The organism is Microcystis sp., from assembly GCF_048564745.1.
Lineage (GTDB): Bacteria > Cyanobacteriota > Cyanobacteriia > Cyanobacteriales > Microcystaceae > Microcystis > Microcystis ichthyoblabe_A.
The window spans coordinates 49,723-66,129 of the sequence record NZ_JBLZRT010000158.1 but is presented as its reverse complement, the minus strand read 5'-3'; the positions used below and the strand labels follow the sequence as shown (position 1 = coordinate 66,129).

Annotated in this window: 13 protein-coding genes and 1 pseudogene; 6 read left to right on the top strand and 8 right to left on the bottom strand. The window is 42.1% G+C overall.

Annotation, left to right across the window (positions count from 1 at the left end; all coding sequences use genetic code 11):
- Positions 1–369: 369 nt before the first annotated feature.
- Entirely contained in the window at positions 370–1,179 is an 810-nt protein-coding gene (locus ACOCD9_RS17650) for an SWIM zinc finger family protein (RefSeq protein WP_419548074.1), read from the bottom strand.
- A 347-nt stretch (positions 1,180–1,526) separates the two neighbouring features.
- On the opposite strand from ACOCD9_RS17650, the gene ACOCD9_RS17645 reads away from it, so the two are divergent.
- Positions 1,527–1,868 carry a DUF4164 family protein gene (locus ACOCD9_RS17645; RefSeq protein ID WP_002737779.1) on the top strand — a complete coding sequence of 114 codons (342 nt, stop codon included), beginning with the start codon at positions 1,527–1,529 and terminating at the stop codon, positions 1,866–1,868.
- A 103-nt stretch (positions 1,869–1,971) separates the two neighbouring features.
- Here ACOCD9_RS17645 and ACOCD9_RS17640 read toward each other — a convergent pair whose 3' ends face one another.
- Both ACOCD9_RS17640 and ACOCD9_RS17635 read right to left on the bottom strand, forming a co-directional pair.
- Entirely contained in the window at positions 1,972–4,296 is a 2,325-nt protein-coding gene (locus tag ACOCD9_RS17640) for a tetratricopeptide repeat protein (RefSeq protein WP_419548073.1), read from the bottom strand.
- A 162-nt stretch (positions 4,297–4,458) separates the two neighbouring features.
- Positions 4,459–4,863, bottom strand: a complete 405-nt coding sequence (locus tag ACOCD9_RS17635; RefSeq protein WP_419548072.1) for a hypothetical protein — start codon at positions 4,861–4,863, stop codon at positions 4,459–4,461.
- An 804-nt stretch (positions 4,864–5,667) separates the two neighbouring features.
- On the opposite strand from ACOCD9_RS17635, the gene ACOCD9_RS17630 reads away from it, so the two are divergent.
- Positions 5,668–6,411: a cupin domain-containing protein gene (locus ACOCD9_RS17630; protein ID WP_002800264.1), complete on the top strand. Its 744-nt coding sequence runs from the start codon at positions 5,668–5,670 to the stop codon at positions 6,409–6,411.
- A gap of 88 nt (positions 6,412–6,499) precedes the next feature.
- Here ACOCD9_RS17630 and ACOCD9_RS17625 read toward each other — a convergent pair whose 3' ends face one another.
- The 4 genes from ACOCD9_RS17625 to ACOCD9_RS17610 all read right to left on the bottom strand — a co-directional run bounded on the left by ACOCD9_RS17625 (position 6,500) and on the right by ACOCD9_RS17610 (position 10,846).
- Positions 6,500–7,420, bottom strand: a complete 921-nt coding sequence (locus ACOCD9_RS17625; RefSeq protein WP_419548071.1) for a hypothetical protein — start codon at positions 7,418–7,420, stop codon at positions 6,500–6,502.
- A gap of 76 nt (positions 7,421–7,496) precedes the next feature.
- Positions 7,497–8,300, bottom strand: a complete 804-nt coding sequence (locus ACOCD9_RS17620; RefSeq protein WP_002735455.1) for a type 1 glutamine amidotransferase — start codon at positions 8,298–8,300, stop codon at positions 7,497–7,499.
- A 128-nt stretch (positions 8,301–8,428) separates the two neighbouring features.
- Complete coding sequence (locus tag ACOCD9_RS17615) at positions 8,429–9,766, bottom strand: Mur ligase family protein (protein WP_002776995.1); 1,338 nt, start codon at positions 9,764–9,766, stop codon at positions 8,429–8,431.
- A 102-nt stretch (positions 9,767–9,868) separates the two neighbouring features.
- On the bottom strand, positions 9,869–10,846 hold the full coding sequence (locus tag ACOCD9_RS17610; protein WP_287700085.1) for an FkbM family methyltransferase: 978 nt from the start codon (positions 10,844–10,846) through the stop codon (positions 9,869–9,871).
- 316 nt (positions 10,847–11,162) lie between these two features.
- Here ACOCD9_RS17610 and ACOCD9_RS17605 point away from each other — a divergent pair, with 316 nt between their 5' ends.
- The 4 genes and pseudogenes from ACOCD9_RS17605 to lptC all read left to right on the top strand — a co-directional run bounded on the left by ACOCD9_RS17605 (position 11,163) and on the right by lptC (position 16,022).
- The gene (locus ACOCD9_RS17605; protein WP_002800269.1) at positions 11,163–12,353 is read left to right on the top strand and encodes an HhoA/HhoB/HtrA family serine endopeptidase; all 1,191 of its coding nucleotides are present in this window, start codon (positions 11,163–11,165) and stop codon (positions 12,351–12,353) included.
- Positions 12,354–12,545: 192 nt separating this feature from the next.
- Positions 12,546–12,708, top strand: a pseudogene (locus ACOCD9_RS17600) (ISAs1 family transposase); the annotation flags it as partial.
- Positions 12,709–12,846: 138 nt separating this feature from the next.
- Entirely contained in the window at positions 12,847–14,565 is a 1,719-nt protein-coding gene (locus ACOCD9_RS17595) for a DUF262 domain-containing protein (protein ID WP_419548070.1), read from the top strand.
- Between the two features lie 308 nt (positions 14,566–14,873).
- The gene (gene lptC / locus ACOCD9_RS17590) at positions 14,874–16,022 is read left to right on the top strand and encodes an LPS export ABC transporter periplasmic protein LptC (RefSeq protein ID WP_419548075.1); all 1,149 of its coding nucleotides are present in this window, start codon (positions 14,874–14,876) and stop codon (positions 16,020–16,022) included.
- A gap of 65 nt (positions 16,023–16,087) precedes the next feature.
- Here the strand turns inward: lptC and nuoK are convergent, their stop codons facing one another.
- Positions 16,088–16,393: an NADH-quinone oxidoreductase subunit NuoK gene (nuoK, locus tag ACOCD9_RS17585; RefSeq protein ID WP_197533180.1), complete on the bottom strand. Its 306-nt coding sequence runs from the start codon at positions 16,391–16,393 to the stop codon at positions 16,088–16,090.
- Positions 16,394–16,407: the final 14 nt, after the last annotated feature.

Sequence of the window (16,407 nt, the reverse complement as noted above, 5' to 3'; positions counted from 1 at the left end):
TTTTTTGGAATTTTTTTGGGCAGGCTATAGTGCAAGTGTATTGGTTTAGGGGGTCAATTACCTGGGGGGTTTGATCCCCCCTGCCCCCCTTGATAAGGGGGGTTTGATCCCCCCTGCCCCCCTTGATAAGGGGGGTTTGATACCCCCTGCCCCCCTTGATCCCGCCGGTCGGGGCGCCGCAACCCCCCGTTCGCCTGGGGGGCCCGGGCCAACAAACCCCCCGTCTCCAGGGGGGCAGGGGGCATCAAACCCCCCTTATCAAGGGGGGCCGGGGGGATCAACCCCCCCTTATCAAGGGGGGCAGGGGGGATCAAACCTAAAATCCATTTTTAATTTAATTACAACCAGCTACTTATACCCCAAATTCCCCTACTGTAAAGCAATCGCCATCGCTTCTTGGGGAATTTGTCGGTAAATTGGTTTTAAAAATTGTTCTATGGCATCGGATTCGGGGGCAGCCAGGGGAAAATTGCCTAAAATGTCGAGAATGGTTTGATTTTCATTCCCCGCAGATTCGACAAGCTCACTGCAAGGCGTAATGACAACGAGGGAGGGATCTAGCTCCTCATCGTACTGCCAAAAGCGATCGATAGTGCTGTCGGGGGCAGTTTTTTCGACTACTGCGGGGGGTTCACTGACTGCTAAAGGTTGATTATCAGAGGAATAGGAGCGTTTTTCGCGTAAAGCTTCCAGAATTTGGCTTTTGCTTCGGCCGCGCAGTTGCAAAAGCAGGAAGGGATCGACACTAAAACGATCGCCCAATTGATAATATACTGCTCCTATATGTTTGCAGGGGTTGGCTTGATCGGGACAGGTGCAACGAGAGCGAATATCAGCTAGGGAAAAGGGAAATAAATTTACCCCACTATCGATAAAAACACGCTCGATATGATCGGGCATTTGTCCGGTGAGTAATTGAGCGGAATAAATGGCTTTTTTGGAGAGAAGCTTAATAATATAATCCCATTCTTCATCACTAAAAGCGACTAGGGATAAATCCACTATATAAGGTTCGGATTCACTGCCTTGTACTCTAGCAATAACTTGCGAGTCTTCAAAGTCAATACTTAAAACATTGCCCTCTCTAGCGTAGAGTCTAGCTCGTTCCAAGCGTTTTTTAAAGCGATAGGAATCGAGTAGTTCTAACCATTTTTGTACCCACCAAGTTTGTTCTGTCATTTTTTATTTACCCTACCGCTTATCAGCTTCGTTACTAACAAAAACACCAATTCAAAAAGGAAACACATCAGCATCGAGGCCTGATTAAGAAAGGCTCATCAGGTATAGTCTGATCAATATAACAACAAATCAGACCCAAAAACGAAGCCCTCAACATTTTAACATAATACCATTTTTCTTTATTCGTGACAGGTATCCTACTCCCCTCTCCCAGAAAGGGGTTGGAGGTGAGGGCAATTAACCATCTCTGCCATTACTTGAGAAAAATGGTATTAGTATTAAGATAAAATTATTGTAGTATCAACGGAAAGTGCGTAAAAAAACTTACTCCCAGGGATTTTACCAAAATGTCTAACGAAACCGTTACTTATAGTCTTGAATCTGTCCTCAAGGAAATCAAAGACAGCATCAAGGAAGTTAACCAAAAAATCGATACCTTGCAACAGGATATTAACCAGAAATTTGATAGCTTACAAAAGGATTTTAACCAGAAATTTGATAAAATTGACGAACGGCTAACTAAGCTAGAGGTAGGACAGGCAAAACTAACTGAGAAAGTCGATGGGATGGATAGAAGACTAGAAAAGGTGGAAGGAACCCAAAAAAATCAAGTTTGGACGTTAATTATCCTTTTAGGAGGAGCGATCGGCACAGCAGCGTGGCGCTCTTTCTTTTCTGGTAATCCTTAGAAATATTACTATAATTTCTCACTTTAGGGTAGTTATGAGGGGAAATTAGCAGATGTCAAACTCAGGTTAAAAATAAGGGATATTTAACCCATCCTACCGATAATTATGCTTTCCTCAACCATCTTTTTAACAATCGCCACAATGCCACTATTATCCCCCCAATTAAAACTAAAGGAAACTTAACCACCCCCAGAAAGAAAGCAACGATTAAGGGATATTTTCGGGTTTCTAATTGCCGAATTTCATCATCGCACTTTTGAACATATCCTGCTAACCCCAATGCTTGAAATAATTCCCGCGACTGAAGATATGCTTCTTTCGCTTCCGATATACGTTTGAGTTTATAGTAGGTAAGTCCCAGATTAAACCAAGCTTTCGCTTCACCCTCCCGATCACCGATTTCCCGTTTGATTGCCAAGGACTGTTGATGAAACTCGATCGCTTTTTGGTATTCTCCTAGGGAATAGTAAACATTGCCTAAATTATTGTAGGATGCCGCTTCACCCCACCGATCACCGATTTCCCGTTTGATTGCCAAGGACTGTTGATGAAACTCGATCGCTTTTTGGTATTCTCCTAGGGAATTGTAAACATTGCCTAAATTACCGTAGGAATTCGCTTCACCCCCCCGATCACCGATTTCCCGTGTGATTGCTAAGGACTGTTGATGAAACTCGATCGCTTTTTGGTATTCTCCTAGGGATCGGTAAACATTGGCTAAATTATTGTAGGATGCCGCTTCACCCCCCCGATCACCGATTTCCCGAAGGATTGCTAAGGACTGTTGATGAAACTCGATCGCTTTTTGGTATTCTCCTAGGGAATAGTAAACATTGCCTAAATTATTGTAGGATTTCGCTTCACCCCTCCGATCACCGATTTCCCGATCGATTGCTAAGGACTGTTGATGAAACTCGATCGCTTTTTGGTATTCTCCTAGGGAATAGTAAACATTGCCTAAATTATTGTAGGAAGACGCTTCACCCCCCCGATCACCGATTTCCCGTTTGATTGCTAAGGACTGTTGATGAAACTCGATCGCTTTTTGGTATTCTCCTAGGGAATCGTAAACAGTGCCTAAATTATTGTAGGAAGACGCTTCACCCCCCCGATCACCGATTTCCCGAAAGATTGCTAAGGATTGTTGATGAAACTCGATCGCTTTTTGGTATTCTCCTAGGGAATCGTAAACATTGCCTAAACTGGTGAGGGATGCGGCATAATTCCAGTTGGTTTGCTCCTGCTGTTGTTGGTAAACAGTGACTAATTCAAGGTAATAATCGGCCCGGGTTTGATAATAACCCCGTCGGGTGAGAAAATCATCGATAGCACGGAGAATATCAAAAGCAGAATCATAGACTTTTAGCTGACTCCAATGATAAAAAATTTCTAAATATTCTGTTACGTCTTTTAGGGTTTGCCAAGGTTTTGTTTTTATAGTTGAAAGATAATAGGCGATCGCTTTTTGGTGTAATTCCCTTTGATCGCCGGCTTTGTATTGTGCATATTCCCAAACTAAAGGCTGAAAACTAAAAATTCGCTGGCGATTTTCCTCTTTTTCTTCTAATAATGATCGTCGCTGTAATTCTCGCAAATCTGCCGTGATCTCGGACAGTGCGATCTCTGGGTAATTATCCATCACCGCTTTGGCTGCCGGAGAATCAAATTCTCGGCGATAAATGCTGGTTTTAGTGAATAATTCCTGCTGTCTTTGGCTAAGTCGCTGAAAACTAGCATCTAAAACTAAAGCAATTCCCACTGTCTCTTGACGATGACTCCCCACCACCTGCGGATCGCTCAAAAGTTGCGATAAATTTCCTAATCCTAAATCCGCTAACCTTTCTAAACTGGGGTTTTGCGGAAATTCTGCTAAGATTAAATCCGCCACCAATCGCAGGAGTAATGGATGACCATCCACCCGTCGAGAAAAGTTCTCTAGATCCCCTGTTATTTGCGATTCTGCTAACAATTGCGCCCCTTCAGGTGGTTTCAAACCTTTTAGCTCAATCCAACGGTTAAAACCCCTAGTTTTTGGCTTTTCTCTGGTGGTGACTATAATTTTGCTGGTGTCACCTTTTTCTATCCAAGCAGTGAAAAACTGCTGATAAAATTCATTATTCCAAGAACCATCTTCCCCTAATAAACTCTCTAGATTATCGATAATAATTAGGTGGCGATGGCGTTGCAATTGTCTGATTAAAGCTTCCTGTAAATCTATTTCTTCTTTGGGGACGGGATAACCAAATTCCGTCAGGAATTGGCGAGCTAAACCACTAAATCCGCCCAGATTTCCCGCTTCCCACCAAAAGCGTTTTGGGAATAAATCTTCATCGTCTCCTAGGGAAGGATCGAGGGTAATTTCCTCCTCAAAAATTTTACTGGCTAGGGTAGATTTTCCAATTCCTCCAACTCCTTTGATGCCAATCATCGCAACATTTTGATCATTAAACCACTGCTTAATTTGGGTGATTTCCTCCTCCCTTCCCTGCCAATGGACGAGACTTTTTCGAGCATTTCCTCCCTTGAAAATACTCCTTTGACTACTGCGATTATTTTCTATTGCGTCTGCTTTTGGGTGCAGATCCGCCAGTCATTCAGGAGGGATTCCTAGATTTAAATTACCCTTAACTTCTTGAATGTTCAATTGTTGTTTAATATCTTTGTTAATTTGCATACCGATTTGAGTTTTCGTTTCTGTTTGATTCTGATTAATTGTCATAATTTGTTGTGCTAGGGTTTGGATTTCTTGGGCAAAATTGGGGTCTTTGAGCATTTCTACCTGTAAAAAAGGAACCACTTGCTGTTCAATCATTGCCTCGGATTTGGTTTGTTCGGCTGCCGCTAAAACCTTGGCTGCGGTGGGTTCCTTTTGTAACTTTTGCTTAATTTTTTGCCACAATTCTACACCTTTATCCATTGCTCCTTCCGTTAATTTACCGATAACAGCTTCAAAGGCAATTTTAGCGATTTCGGCGGCGGCTAACTCTGCTAACATAATTATCAATGGCGAGAATTTTTCGCCATTCTAGCACAACTATTTTGGGATGAAAGCAGGAAAGTCAATCACTCATCTTGTCGGGAATCAGCGTTCCTTTGATCCCCCCTTAATCCCCCCTTGATAAGGGGGGTTTCGATCCCCCCTTAATCCCCCCTTGATAAGGGGGGTGTCGATCCCCCATCCCCCCTTGATAAGGGGGTGTTGATCCCCCCTGAATCCCCCCTTGATAAGGGGGTGTTGATCCCCCATCCCCCCTTGATAAGGGGGTGTTGATCCCCCCTTAATCCCCCCTTGATAAGGGGGGTTTTGATCCCCCCTTAATCCCCCCTTGATAAGGGGGTGTTGATCCCCCCTTAATCCCCCCTTGATAAGGGGGGTGTTGATCCCCCCTTAATCCCCCCTTGATAAGGGGGGTGTTGATCCCCCCTTAATCCCCCCTTGATAAGGGGGGTTTCTGATAATTTTTAACGCCTACCTACTTATTCCGATAAATCGACTAAAAACGTTATCAGATAAGGATTTGAGTGAATGAAACGATCCTAGTGTTCATTCCATGAGATTGTCGGCTATGCTTAAGAATTAAGACGATCACCTTCTTGTCGATGAGAAGCACGGCATAACTTAGCCGTTAGCTGGACTAAAAAGCCATGGCGCTCGAGTTCCGCCTATTTCCCGTCCCGAAGTTATTAATGAGAGCAGATGAACTCGGAAACTTGAAGGCATAACTGCTTACATAGTATTCTTAGGTAGAAGAATAATGCTAAATAATTTTTCGACGCAAAAAAATTAAATTCAGGAAAGATGACTGCTCAATCTCTGTGGAAACCCCAAAAAGTTCACGTAAACCTACTAAGCCGCGTATCTGTGCTTCCCACATCATTAACTTGGTTTCAGACAAACTTTACTGGAATTTGGTTTGGCTGTTTCGAGTCTGACCATGAAATCCAGGATCATCCAGTAACAATGCTGACTCGATTCTATCCTGGTGGTTTTTTTCCGCTGCATGGACATCCCGGTGGTGAAGAGATTTTGGTGCTTGAAGGCAATTTTGCAGATGAAACAGGGGTGCATCCACCGGGTACTTATATGCTTAACCCCGAAGGCTTTATCCATCGCCCCTATAGTGAGGAAGGATGCCTGACTTTTGTTAAATTGCGGCAACATGGTGGTAAAACTCGCCAACAAGTGAGAACCAACATTTTTAATGGCTCCTGGCAAGCAGGTATAGTGCCTGAAATTAAGGTTCAACACCTCTACGAGCAAGCAGATTTCTCAGAAAAAGTCTGGATTGAGCGTTGGCTGCCCAACACTCAGTTGGTGAATGTTGTCGAAACTGAGATTAAAGAAATCTTTGTCATTGAAGGTACCTGGAGTGATGAGTTAGGTAGTTATCCAGTAGGCAGTTGGCTAAGATACCCCCCCCATTGCCCCTACAGTCCTTCCTCAACAACAGGTTGTCTCATTTACGTTAAAACCTATCCTGTTACTGATACAACCGCCAGATTTGTGGTGGGTGATGATTTCCAACATCCTCAAACAATCTGAAGCAACCATACTATGGGATTGAGGGTAGGACGTAGAGTTAAAAAAGACAGGCAGGGAGCCTGTCTAAAAAACCAAACAAATTTATCTATCAGTTGGCCACAAATAGGGAGTTTTTTGCGTCAAATTTCCAAGCAATACCATCGGGATCTCTGATGCGACTCCAATCGGCAAATTCTGTTTCGGATTTATTTTTCTTGTTTCTACCCAAAACGGCTGGGGTAACTCCTAAACGTTTAGCCAAATCCGCCAAACTCATCGATGAGATGGTTTCAGATACAGTGGTTAGGGATTCTTCCCTAACTTCTGCTTCTGATTGGAATAAAGAACTGGCAGAACTGTTTAAACTAGGATTAATTATCTCCTCGGGTTCTTGAATTACCGTTTCTTGAACAGAGATTGCTGCGGTATTTTCTTCCTCTTTTTCCTCAAATAATTTACCTAAATTAGTCAGAGATTGGGAGGAGGAAATAACAGGAACCTCCGAGACAGAATTTTCGCTTTTCTCGGCGACAATCAGGGGGGATTTAGCCTCCTGCGATGGCTCTAAATTGGTCAGGGGAGATCTCGAGGCAGTAATCGCAGGAACTTGTTTTTCCCCTATTTCTTCTAAAGAGGGGTCACTCTCATCAAAAATACTACCCAAGGTACTGGCGGTGATAAAGTAATAGGCCATACCCTTATCGCCTACAGCTTTTTTTTGCGCCCCAAATTCCTCAGCTTTTCTGTCTAAAAATTGTCTGGCTAATTTGGCCGTGAGATTGGCTTTTGCCGATAGGTCAATCGGGGTGAGACAACCTTGATTGTCCTGTAAAAGTTGATTGAAATAGGGGTTAATCACCGTCGATAATTTTGACCAGCGATAGTCTTGCCACACCTTGACTGCCAGAGTTAAGAGGAAGACAAGTAGGATCAATGGCCAAGCGGTAAAAACAAGGATGATTAGCACCGCTAGGGGGATGATGAGGACGAGAAACCCCGCCGTTTGACGATCGATAATTTTTCCAGTCATAATTTCATAAGCTGCCAGAATTAAAATTTTTAATGGCTAGTTTGACTATCTCCTGCCATAAGTGTATATGACCAGTTTAGGCTTTATTGGTCACGCCGGTTAGTTCTAGTCGTTCAAACATGGCAAATCGTGCTTTCAGGGCCAGAGAATCATCAAGTTTTGTTAAAAAAACGGGTTTTTGATACTTTTGTTCTAAAGCTTTTTGGATTAACCAATCGGCTAAAAAGGGATTTTTGGGTAGTAGGGGACCGTGGGCATAGGTAGCGATCGCATTGTGGTAAAATGCTCCTTCATAACCGTCCTCTCCGTTATTTCCGTAGCCAGTAATCACCTTTCCTAAAGGAGAAACGGTCTGTAAATAGGTACGACCCCCGTGATTTTCAAAGCCAATTACTAGCGGTTTTTCCCCAGTCATAGCTTTAATTTCCTCCGCTAAGGGAGAGGCCGTAATTTCAAAAACCACGTTACCGATACAGCGTTTTGCATTGGGGCCGGGATGTTTACTTACTAGGTCTAATAATCCTAATCCTTCGATTCTTTGACCGAAAGCTGGTTCGTAATAATGCCCTAATAATTGTGGGGAACCACAGGTAAAAACCCCCGGTATTCCTGCCGATAATTGTTCTTTCATCGCCGCTGCTTTTTTCCCCTGTAAATCGCGCATAACGATCTCCTGTTGCCGATCCTGCGCTCCACCCCCAACAATTATATCTACTTGATAAAATGTCTCGGCTTCTGTTTGAGCATCTAGGGGAATAATTGTCACAGGAATATCACGCCATTGACATCTTCTTTGAATAGTAATAACATTACCTCGATCGCCGTAGGTACTCATTAAGGTCGGATATAACCAGCCGATTTTTAGTTCTAGTTCTTGCATAATTTTTTAGGGGATTAGGGAATGGGGAAATGGGGAAATGGGGGAATGGGCAAATGGGGAAATGGGGGAATTCAACTAACACCCTAACACCCCAACACCTAACACTAATCTTCACTCTTTTCTAATTTCTACAAAATCTTTCGACCCGTGAGAATCTCTCGTACTTCTAACATAGCAGAATAGGTGGGTAAAATATGTAAAGTTTCCTCATTTTTGGTGTTATTAAGGGCAATTTGGATCGCTTTTTTCAGATCGGATTCAACAATTAAATTAACGGGATAAGCGAGACTATCTTGACTATATTGTAAGCGTAAAGCCATGTCATAAAGTCGATCGCCCGTTACCACTAAAGTTGTTCCCAAACGGGTTAATTTTTCCGTATCCACATCCCAAATCCAAGAAACATCCGTCCCGTCGGGGATGCGATCATTGAGAACTAAGAGAGTAGTAGAAGACTTTTCTTTCTGTAAAATATCAGCCACTGCGCGAATTGTTTCATTCATACCCACGGGATTTTTAGACAGTAAAATTCTAACTTTTTTACCCTCAATTTCTAATTCTTCCGCTCGACCAAAAGCCGCTTTAAAACCCTGAACTGTCTCAAAAATTTCTCGATCTTTAATACCCAATTCCTGGGCTACTAAACCCGCTGCTAAAGTATTATATTTATTATAAACACCGATTAAAATCTGCGGCCAATCGTGACTATGAAAAGCAGGATTACTCTTTTTAAAGCCGCAACTAGGACAACTAAAATCCCCTAAATGGGAGAGATAAACCCCGCGATAATCCAAAGAAGCACCACATTTAGGACAGTAAATAGAATCGACAGCGTGGGGAATTTCTTCTAGATATAATTCCGGCTCACTTAAGCCAAAATATACAACTCTTTGGGGCAGTTGTTGACCCAAATGGGAAAGAGTCGGATCATCAGCATTGAGAATCACTAAAGTATCGGTGGGTAGGGGAGATATGGCCCCTTGCCAACGGCGACTAATCGTATCCACTTCCCCATAGCGATCGAGTTGATCGCGAAACAAATTAAGAGCTAAAATAGCGCGAGGACGACAATCTTTTAAAACCAAAGGGAGAATATTTTCATCCACTTCTAAAATGGCATAATCAGCCTTTAAAGTGCCGAATAAATTGGCATCGGCTAATAAAGCAGTGATTAAACCATTAATTAAATTCGCCCCAGTGGTGTTATGGGTGACTTTTGCCCCCTGACGCTCTAGAATAGTTCTTAGCAGTAGGGAAGTGGTAGTTTTTCCATTCGTGCCAACCACCAAGATTACCCCCCTTCGGACTTGCCCACAAAGTAGGGGTAACAAACGGGGATGGAGACGACGGGCAATTTCCCCCGGCAAGACGCTGGCAGCCCCTAAACGGAGTCCTTTAACCACAGCAGTAACGGTTTTAGCCACCGCTACGGCTATCCCTAAACGGATGCGATCAAACAATTGCATGAAGTGAGATTTTTATAGCTGTTTCGTGATTTTACCCCTAAAAGAAGACCGGTAAACGGGGTAAGTTCCCTAATTAGTCTCCCAGTGGGGGTAAATCTCAGTTTATTCTGGCTTTTTTTCTCCCCTAACAAGTTTTTTAATTGTAGTTCTGATCGGAAATTTTCTGCGTAATTCACTATAAGTAATTGTTGATTTTTCCTCAATCATAAACAGGAAAGCTTCTTGTGTAGAATTGTATTTTTGAGGATAGCGAGGACTGCTAGGGTGAATGGCGATTAAATTATAAAAATAAGAACCTTGGTTAAGAGAATGGAGGCGACGTAGATCGCTAGTGAGAAAAGGCGCAGGAGCGAAATAACGAAAGAAATGGTAGCCAATTTCTGCTAAAAATTCTTGCAATTGCTCAATTTTAAATCCATATTTTTCGTAATGGGGTGAACAAACTTCAATATATAACATGGGGTGATACTGTTTTAAGGTCTTCCTAGCTCCCTGAAGAACTTTAATCTCCATTCCTTCCACATCTATTTTAATAAAATCACATTGTTTCAGATGCAAATTATTTTCTATCCAAAAATCTAAGGTTGTGGAAGTAAATAGTTCTCCCTCCACCTCTGATGATTCAATAAAGCGGGTAGCTCCCATGTTTTTAGGGGCTTTTTTTATAGAAAATTTTTTTTGAGTATCACTAATAACATCAGTTTGTACTTGTACTAAATGTGAAACATTATTCAATCGCAGGTTTTCCAAGAGAATTTGATGAGTTTCTGGACAAGGCTCAAAGGCAAATACCCGTCCTTCAGGGGATGATAAACGGGCTGCTAAAGTTGAAAAAGTGCCAATATTGGCACCAATATCAAAGCAAACATCCCCCGGATGAATCATTTTATCGTCGATTCCGGGATAAGCACTCTCCAAATTTTGCAGATTTTCTAATAAGTTAGCCATCTTCTGATCGAGACAATAAAATTTACCTTCAGGTGTATTAACCAGCCTCAAATTATCATTCATAAACTCAGCCTTGAAATATTTGAAACCATCATATTCCGCTTCGAGAATTTTGTCAATATTTAAAGCCAATAGATTTCTATAAAATGTAGCACCTGAGTTAAGTTTTAGCTACTTGATTACAGGGAAGTATTCTTACAGCGGTTATCTTAGTAGTAGAGTGCGAAATTTTCTTTTTGGGGAGTCAGCAGACCTGAGAGCGGAGACGATGCCAAGTATACGTTACACTTTACCTTTATGAGAAACGCTTCATCACAGTGATTGCCACTGCCATCAAATACAAAAAGCCTTTATCTGCCCCGGCGGTTCGTCTTTGAAAAAGACAGCCTATAATATAGGTAAGTTTGGGGCCGATTCTACCGCACACGACATTTTAGGGCTAGAGCTTATGGGTTTATTGACAAGATTGGGGATTTCACTGGGATTAATCGCCCTAGGTGGTACTGTGGGTGTGCTAGGAAATCAGTATTTAAGCAGAAAAGCGCCCCTAGAGGTAAATAAACCGCCGGCAATCCTCCCCGCTTCCCTCTCTCTCCCTGTTATTCCCCAAAACGACGGTAATGTTAATTTTATCGCCCAGGCCGTGCAGAAAGTCGGGCCGGCGGTGGTGCGGATTGACTCGGCCCGGGAAGTGGCCGACCAAATTCCCGAAGAATTTAAACAGCCCTTTTTTCGGCGCTTTTTTGGTAATGAAGTGCCGATTCCCAGGGAGCATTTGGAACGGGGAACCGGTTCTGGGTTTATCATTAGTACAGATGGACTACTTTTGACTAATGCCCATGTGGTGGAAGGGACAACCCAAGTAAAAGTGACTCTGAAAAACGGTCAAACCTATCAGGGTAAAGTCCTGGGGGTTGACAATATGACCGATGTGGCCCTGGTGAAAATCGAGGCGGAAAATTTACCGACGGTGACTTTTGGCAAGGCCGAAACTTTAACCCCCGGAGAGTGGGCGATCGCAATTGGCAATCCCCTAGGCTTAGATAATACGGTGACAGTGGGCATTATTAGTGCCTTGGGCCGGACTAGCAGCGAAGTGGGGGTTCCCGATAAACGGGTTCGTTTTATCCAAACCGATGCCGCTATTAACCCCGGCAATTCCGGCGGCCCGTTGCTGAACGCCAAGGGGGAAGTTATCGGCATTAATACGGCAATTCGGGCCGATGCCCAGGGTTTAGGGTTTGCTATTCCCATCGAAACCGCCCAAAAAGTGGCGGGACAGCTATCTAGCAAGGGTAAAGCGGAACATCCCTACATCGGTATCCACATGGTGACGCTAAACCCAGAATTACGGCAGCAATTGAACGAAACTAAAGAATTAAACTTTAATATTGACCAAAATGAAGGGGTAATCGTCCTGCGAGTGGTGGAAAATTCCCCCGCTCAAAAAGCCGGAATGCAACCGGGTGATATCATCGAAACTGTGGCAGGAAATCCCGTTAAAACCGCCGCCGATGTGCAGCAAGGTGTGGAAACCAGTGCGATCGGTGGTAATCTGGAAATCGAGATTAACCGCAGGGGTAAACAACAAACTCTCACCGTTCAACCGGGGGTTTTTCCCAGCAAAACTAGCGATTAAAGCAAATACCAGACCATCCTGGCAACTGGGGCAAAAAGTATTAAGTGTACGGTAGAAGGTGGCTAGACTTGCGAGCAAGATGTGAGTCAGCATCGTTTCAGTATATAACCATGAGCAGGATGGAAAGGTTGACAAAGCTTTGTCCTCGTGAAACGTCAAGGCAAACGGGAAGGAAAAAACTTTGAGGAGAAGACTTATTTCATCAGTAGTGAAAGATTGTCTGCGAAAGCCTTTTTGAAGCCAATTCAGGGGCATTGGAGTATTGAAAATCAGTTAAACTGGGTGAAAGATGTCACCTTGAAGGAGGATAAACCGCCTCGGTGGGGGTCATTCTCCCGTTAACTGGGCGATTTTATTTAGTTAGTTGATTTCCTTAGTTTGCCGTGGAAGGTTTCGGACGGTTCCCTAAGCTCGGCGTTTATGGGCTAATCAAATTGAGACAATTTTTACCACTTTTACCAAAGACAAAACGATTGCAGGAGCAAATCAAATCATGAAAGCATCAGAAACCAGTCTTCGTAATTTACTTGAGGGTACTAAACAATTTCAAATCCCTCTATTTCAAAGACCTTATTCTTGGGACAAGTCAAAATGGGAGACTTTATGGGAAGATCTAATGAGTCTCTATGATAAGGAGCAAGAACCTCATTTTCTTGGTTCTATTGTCACCCAGTCAATTCCTGGAACAGCCGAAGGTATATCTCCGTATGTCGTAATAGATGGACAACAACGTCTTACTACTCTTGCCATCATCATAGCGGCTTTGCGAAATTATTTACAAGAGAAAAACCATACAGAGTTGGCGGAAGAATTATATGAATACTATCTGATAAATAAGTTTAAAAAAGATGATGATTTTTATAAAATCTTGCCAACTCAAGGTGATCGTGAAGCTTACAAAAGTATCATAAAAAACCAAAATAGCAGAGAATTTGATAACAAAATAATATATAAGGCATATCAATACTTTAAGGAACGTCTTAAAAAGAAGAATTTTGCAGAGGGAGAACATAAACTCTTCAAAAATATTCTTTTAGAGCGTTTAATTTTAGTCAATATTACTTCTGATAGCGAAGAAAATCCTTATCTTATTTTTGAAAGTCTCAATACAAAAGGACAAGAACTTACCCAAGCCGATTTAGTCCGCAACTATGTTTTTATGAAGTTACCTAGTGAACAACGAGAAGATATATACAAACAAAAGTGGCAACCTCTTGAAGCATCTTTTAAAAGACTAGCTACTACAGAGCCAATAAAAAAAGAGGAAAAATATGCTGAATTATTGACTAATTCTTTTTGGTTCTATCTTCGCAAAGACGGTGAATCAATTAGTCAAAAAGAAGTTTATAAAGAAATTAAAAAACGCCTAGACAAAAATGCGGAAAACAATAGTTTTAACATTAAAGATAAACTAGATGAGTTGATTAACTTTGCTGAATATTATCAGTGTCTTGTTTTTCCCCAAGAAAGTGAAAACAAAGACGAACTAAAAGATCGGTTTATTCGATTAAATCGCCTAGATTTTGGTACTTGTCATATTTTTCTTCTCAATATCTATAAAGATTTTCAAGACAAGCATTTATCTATTCAGGATTTCCTTCAAATTGTTGATTGTTTAGAATCATACTTTATTCGACGATCCTTTGTTAATAAATCTACAAGAATTTTAGGGAAAATTTTTGAAAATTTATATGAAGACATAAAAAAACAATCTAACTCTAATAATACACTGTTTAATCTAAAAAAAGTTCTGAGAGATTATCAAGGAGAAAAGTCATGGCCATCAGACGATGAATTTCGTGAAGGACTAATCAAAAAAGACATCTATAGTAAAAATGCCAAAACAAATGATAGAGTTAAGCTTATTCTGGAAACCATAGAACGCCGCATGACCAAAGAGATGGTTAATACTAAGAACCTGACAATAGAGCATATAATGCCCCAGAACTTAACAGCGCACTGGCAAGATATGCTTGGTGATAATCACGAACAAATACATAAAACTTGGCTACATACTTTAGGTAATCTGACTTTGACGGCCGACAATTCAGGCTTATCTAATAAACCATTTTCGGACAAAGTTATTTTGTTTAAAGACAGTAATGTTTCTTTGAACAAATACTTTTCTGACAAAAATGTCTGGAATAAGGAAGAAATTGAAAAGCGAGCTAATTATCTAGCTGATCTGGCTATTGAAATTTGGTCAAGATAAAATAACTAAAGATGTGCGAAACGTTTAGGCATGAAATAAGGCTGAAATGCCTGAAATAACGGCCTAGTCAGGTCTTCAGTGATCAAACGGCAGCCAATGGAAGCCTAGAATCATCCGTAGTTAACTTGACCTTGAGTCAACTACAATGATATATAGACAGCCAATGAATGTCAGGCTGTATCCTTAACAAGGGAACAGTCAAACGAGGAGCCGTATGAGGTAAAACTCTCATGTACGGTTCTGGATGGGAGGGGATGGAGGCGACTCTATTCTCGACCCCTAATAAAATAGCAGCGGAGCGATCGAAATTGAGGCAGCGGTTACACTTAAAACTATCAATTGGGCGCGGGGCTGCCCTTCTAATCGGTTTGCTGGGATTAACGGCCTGTCAACCTCCTGATCCGCCGAAAATTTCGCCGACGGAATCGCCTAAAATCGAGGAAACTGGCCGCTTAATTCTCAATAATGCCACCTTAGAACAGGCTAACCCCTCGGGACAACCCCTCTGGAAAATTCAGGTCAAAAAAGCTACCTACACCCAAGACCAAAAAATTGCCCGTCTGGAAAATATCAAGGGTAATATCTATCAAGAGGGGAAAGTAGTTTTACAGGTTAGTGCTGACCGCGGTGAAGTTTACAAGGAAGGCCAGGAAATTCTCCTCAAAGATAATATTGTGGCTGTGGATCCCCGCAATAAGGCCATTATTAACGCGCCGGAATTGCGTTGGCTACCCAAGGAAGGTGTTTTAATCTCCCCGAAAGGGATCAAAGGTAGTCATCTACAACTAGAAGCTAAGGCCCGCCAAGGACGCTACGACACGCGCCAAGAAAAACTAGAATTACAAGGTCAAGTGGTGGCCACCGCCAAGGAATCTCGTGTCGTCCTGCAAACCGAGCGCCTGTACTGGGAAATTCCTCAACAAGTCATTAGTACCGATCAAAAAGTAGCTTTTGATCGCTATATTGATAAAACTATTATCGATCGCCTGACTGCTATCGGCGGTCGTTGGGAAAGAAAAAATAATCAGGTTATCCTGCAAGAAAACCTCGAATATCGCTCTTTAGAACCACCTTTACAGATTTCTGGTTCTCAGGCAATTTGGAACTATCAAAATCGTACCCTAACTTCCGATCGCCCCACGGAAATTTTTCAATATCAAGATCAAATCACTATTACCGGTAATCGTGTGGTGGTGGAATTAGGCAATCGCATCGCTTATCTCAAGGATGGGGTTAAGGGAATTAATCAGAAAACTGGGGCGCAATTGTATAGTCAGATCTTAACTTGGAAAATGTCGGAAAAAATTGTCGAGGCCGAGGGGAATATTATCTATGAACAACAGGAACCAAAATTTAATCTTACTGGCGATAAAGCGATCGGCACTTTAGAAGATAATAACATTGTTGTTACCAGTAGTTCCCCCGATCGAGTTGTCACCGAGATTTATCCCCGTTAACAGGAAAAATTAGCCAAAAAAAACTCTCCCCAAAAAAGGGAGAGGGGGGGTAAATATTTAAAAGCTTACCATTTGAGCAGGTTAAACTGTTCCATATCGATGGTGTCGCGGTTACGATAGATAGTCAGGATAATCGCTAAACCCACGGCTGCCTCGGCTGCCGCTACGGTAATCACGAAAATAGTAAAAATTTGGCCTCGGATATTAGCGGGGTCAAGATAGTTGGAAAAACCCATTAAGTTAATGTTAACAGAATTGAGCATCAATTCGATCGACATTAAAACCCGGACGGCATTGCGACTGGTGACTAAACCGTAAATTCCGATACAAAACAAAGCCGCCGCTAATAACAAATAATACTCTAACTGAATCTGCATGATACCTC

Excerpts from the sequence above, each read along its gene's own strand:
- ACOCD9_RS17650 (WP_419548074.1), bottom strand. The coding sequence starts at position 1,179 with ATGACAGAACAAACTTGGTGGGTACAAAAATGGTTAGAACTACTCGAT.
- ACOCD9_RS17645 (WP_002737779.1), top strand. The coding sequence starts at position 1,527 with ATGTCTAACGAAACCGTTACTTATAGTCTTGAATCTGTCCTCAAGGAA.
- ACOCD9_RS17640 (WP_419548073.1), bottom strand. The coding sequence starts at position 4,296 with ATGATTGGCATCAAAGGAGTTGGAGGAATTGGAAAATCTACCCTAGCC.
- ACOCD9_RS17635 (WP_419548072.1), bottom strand. The coding sequence starts at position 4,863 with ATGTTAGCAGAGTTAGCCGCCGCCGAAATCGCTAAAATTGCCTTTGAA.
- ACOCD9_RS17630 (WP_002800264.1), top strand. The coding sequence starts at position 5,668 with ATGACTGCTCAATCTCTGTGGAAACCCCAAAAAGTTCACGTAAACCTA.
- ACOCD9_RS17625 (WP_419548071.1), bottom strand. The coding sequence starts at position 7,420 with ATGACTGGAAAAATTATCGATCGTCAAACGGCGGGGTTTCTCGTCCTC.
- ACOCD9_RS17620 (WP_002735455.1), bottom strand. The coding sequence starts at position 8,300 with ATGCAAGAACTAGAACTAAAAATCGGCTGGTTATATCCGACCTTAATG.
- ACOCD9_RS17615 (WP_002776995.1), bottom strand. The coding sequence starts at position 9,766 with ATGCAATTGTTTGATCGCATCCGTTTAGGGATAGCCGTAGCGGTGGCT.
- ACOCD9_RS17605 (WP_002800269.1), top strand. The coding sequence starts at position 11,163 with ATGGGTTTATTGACAAGATTGGGGATTTCACTGGGATTAATCGCCCTA.
- ACOCD9_RS17595 (WP_419548070.1), top strand. The coding sequence starts at position 12,847 with ATGAAAGCATCAGAAACCAGTCTTCGTAATTTACTTGAGGGTACTAAA.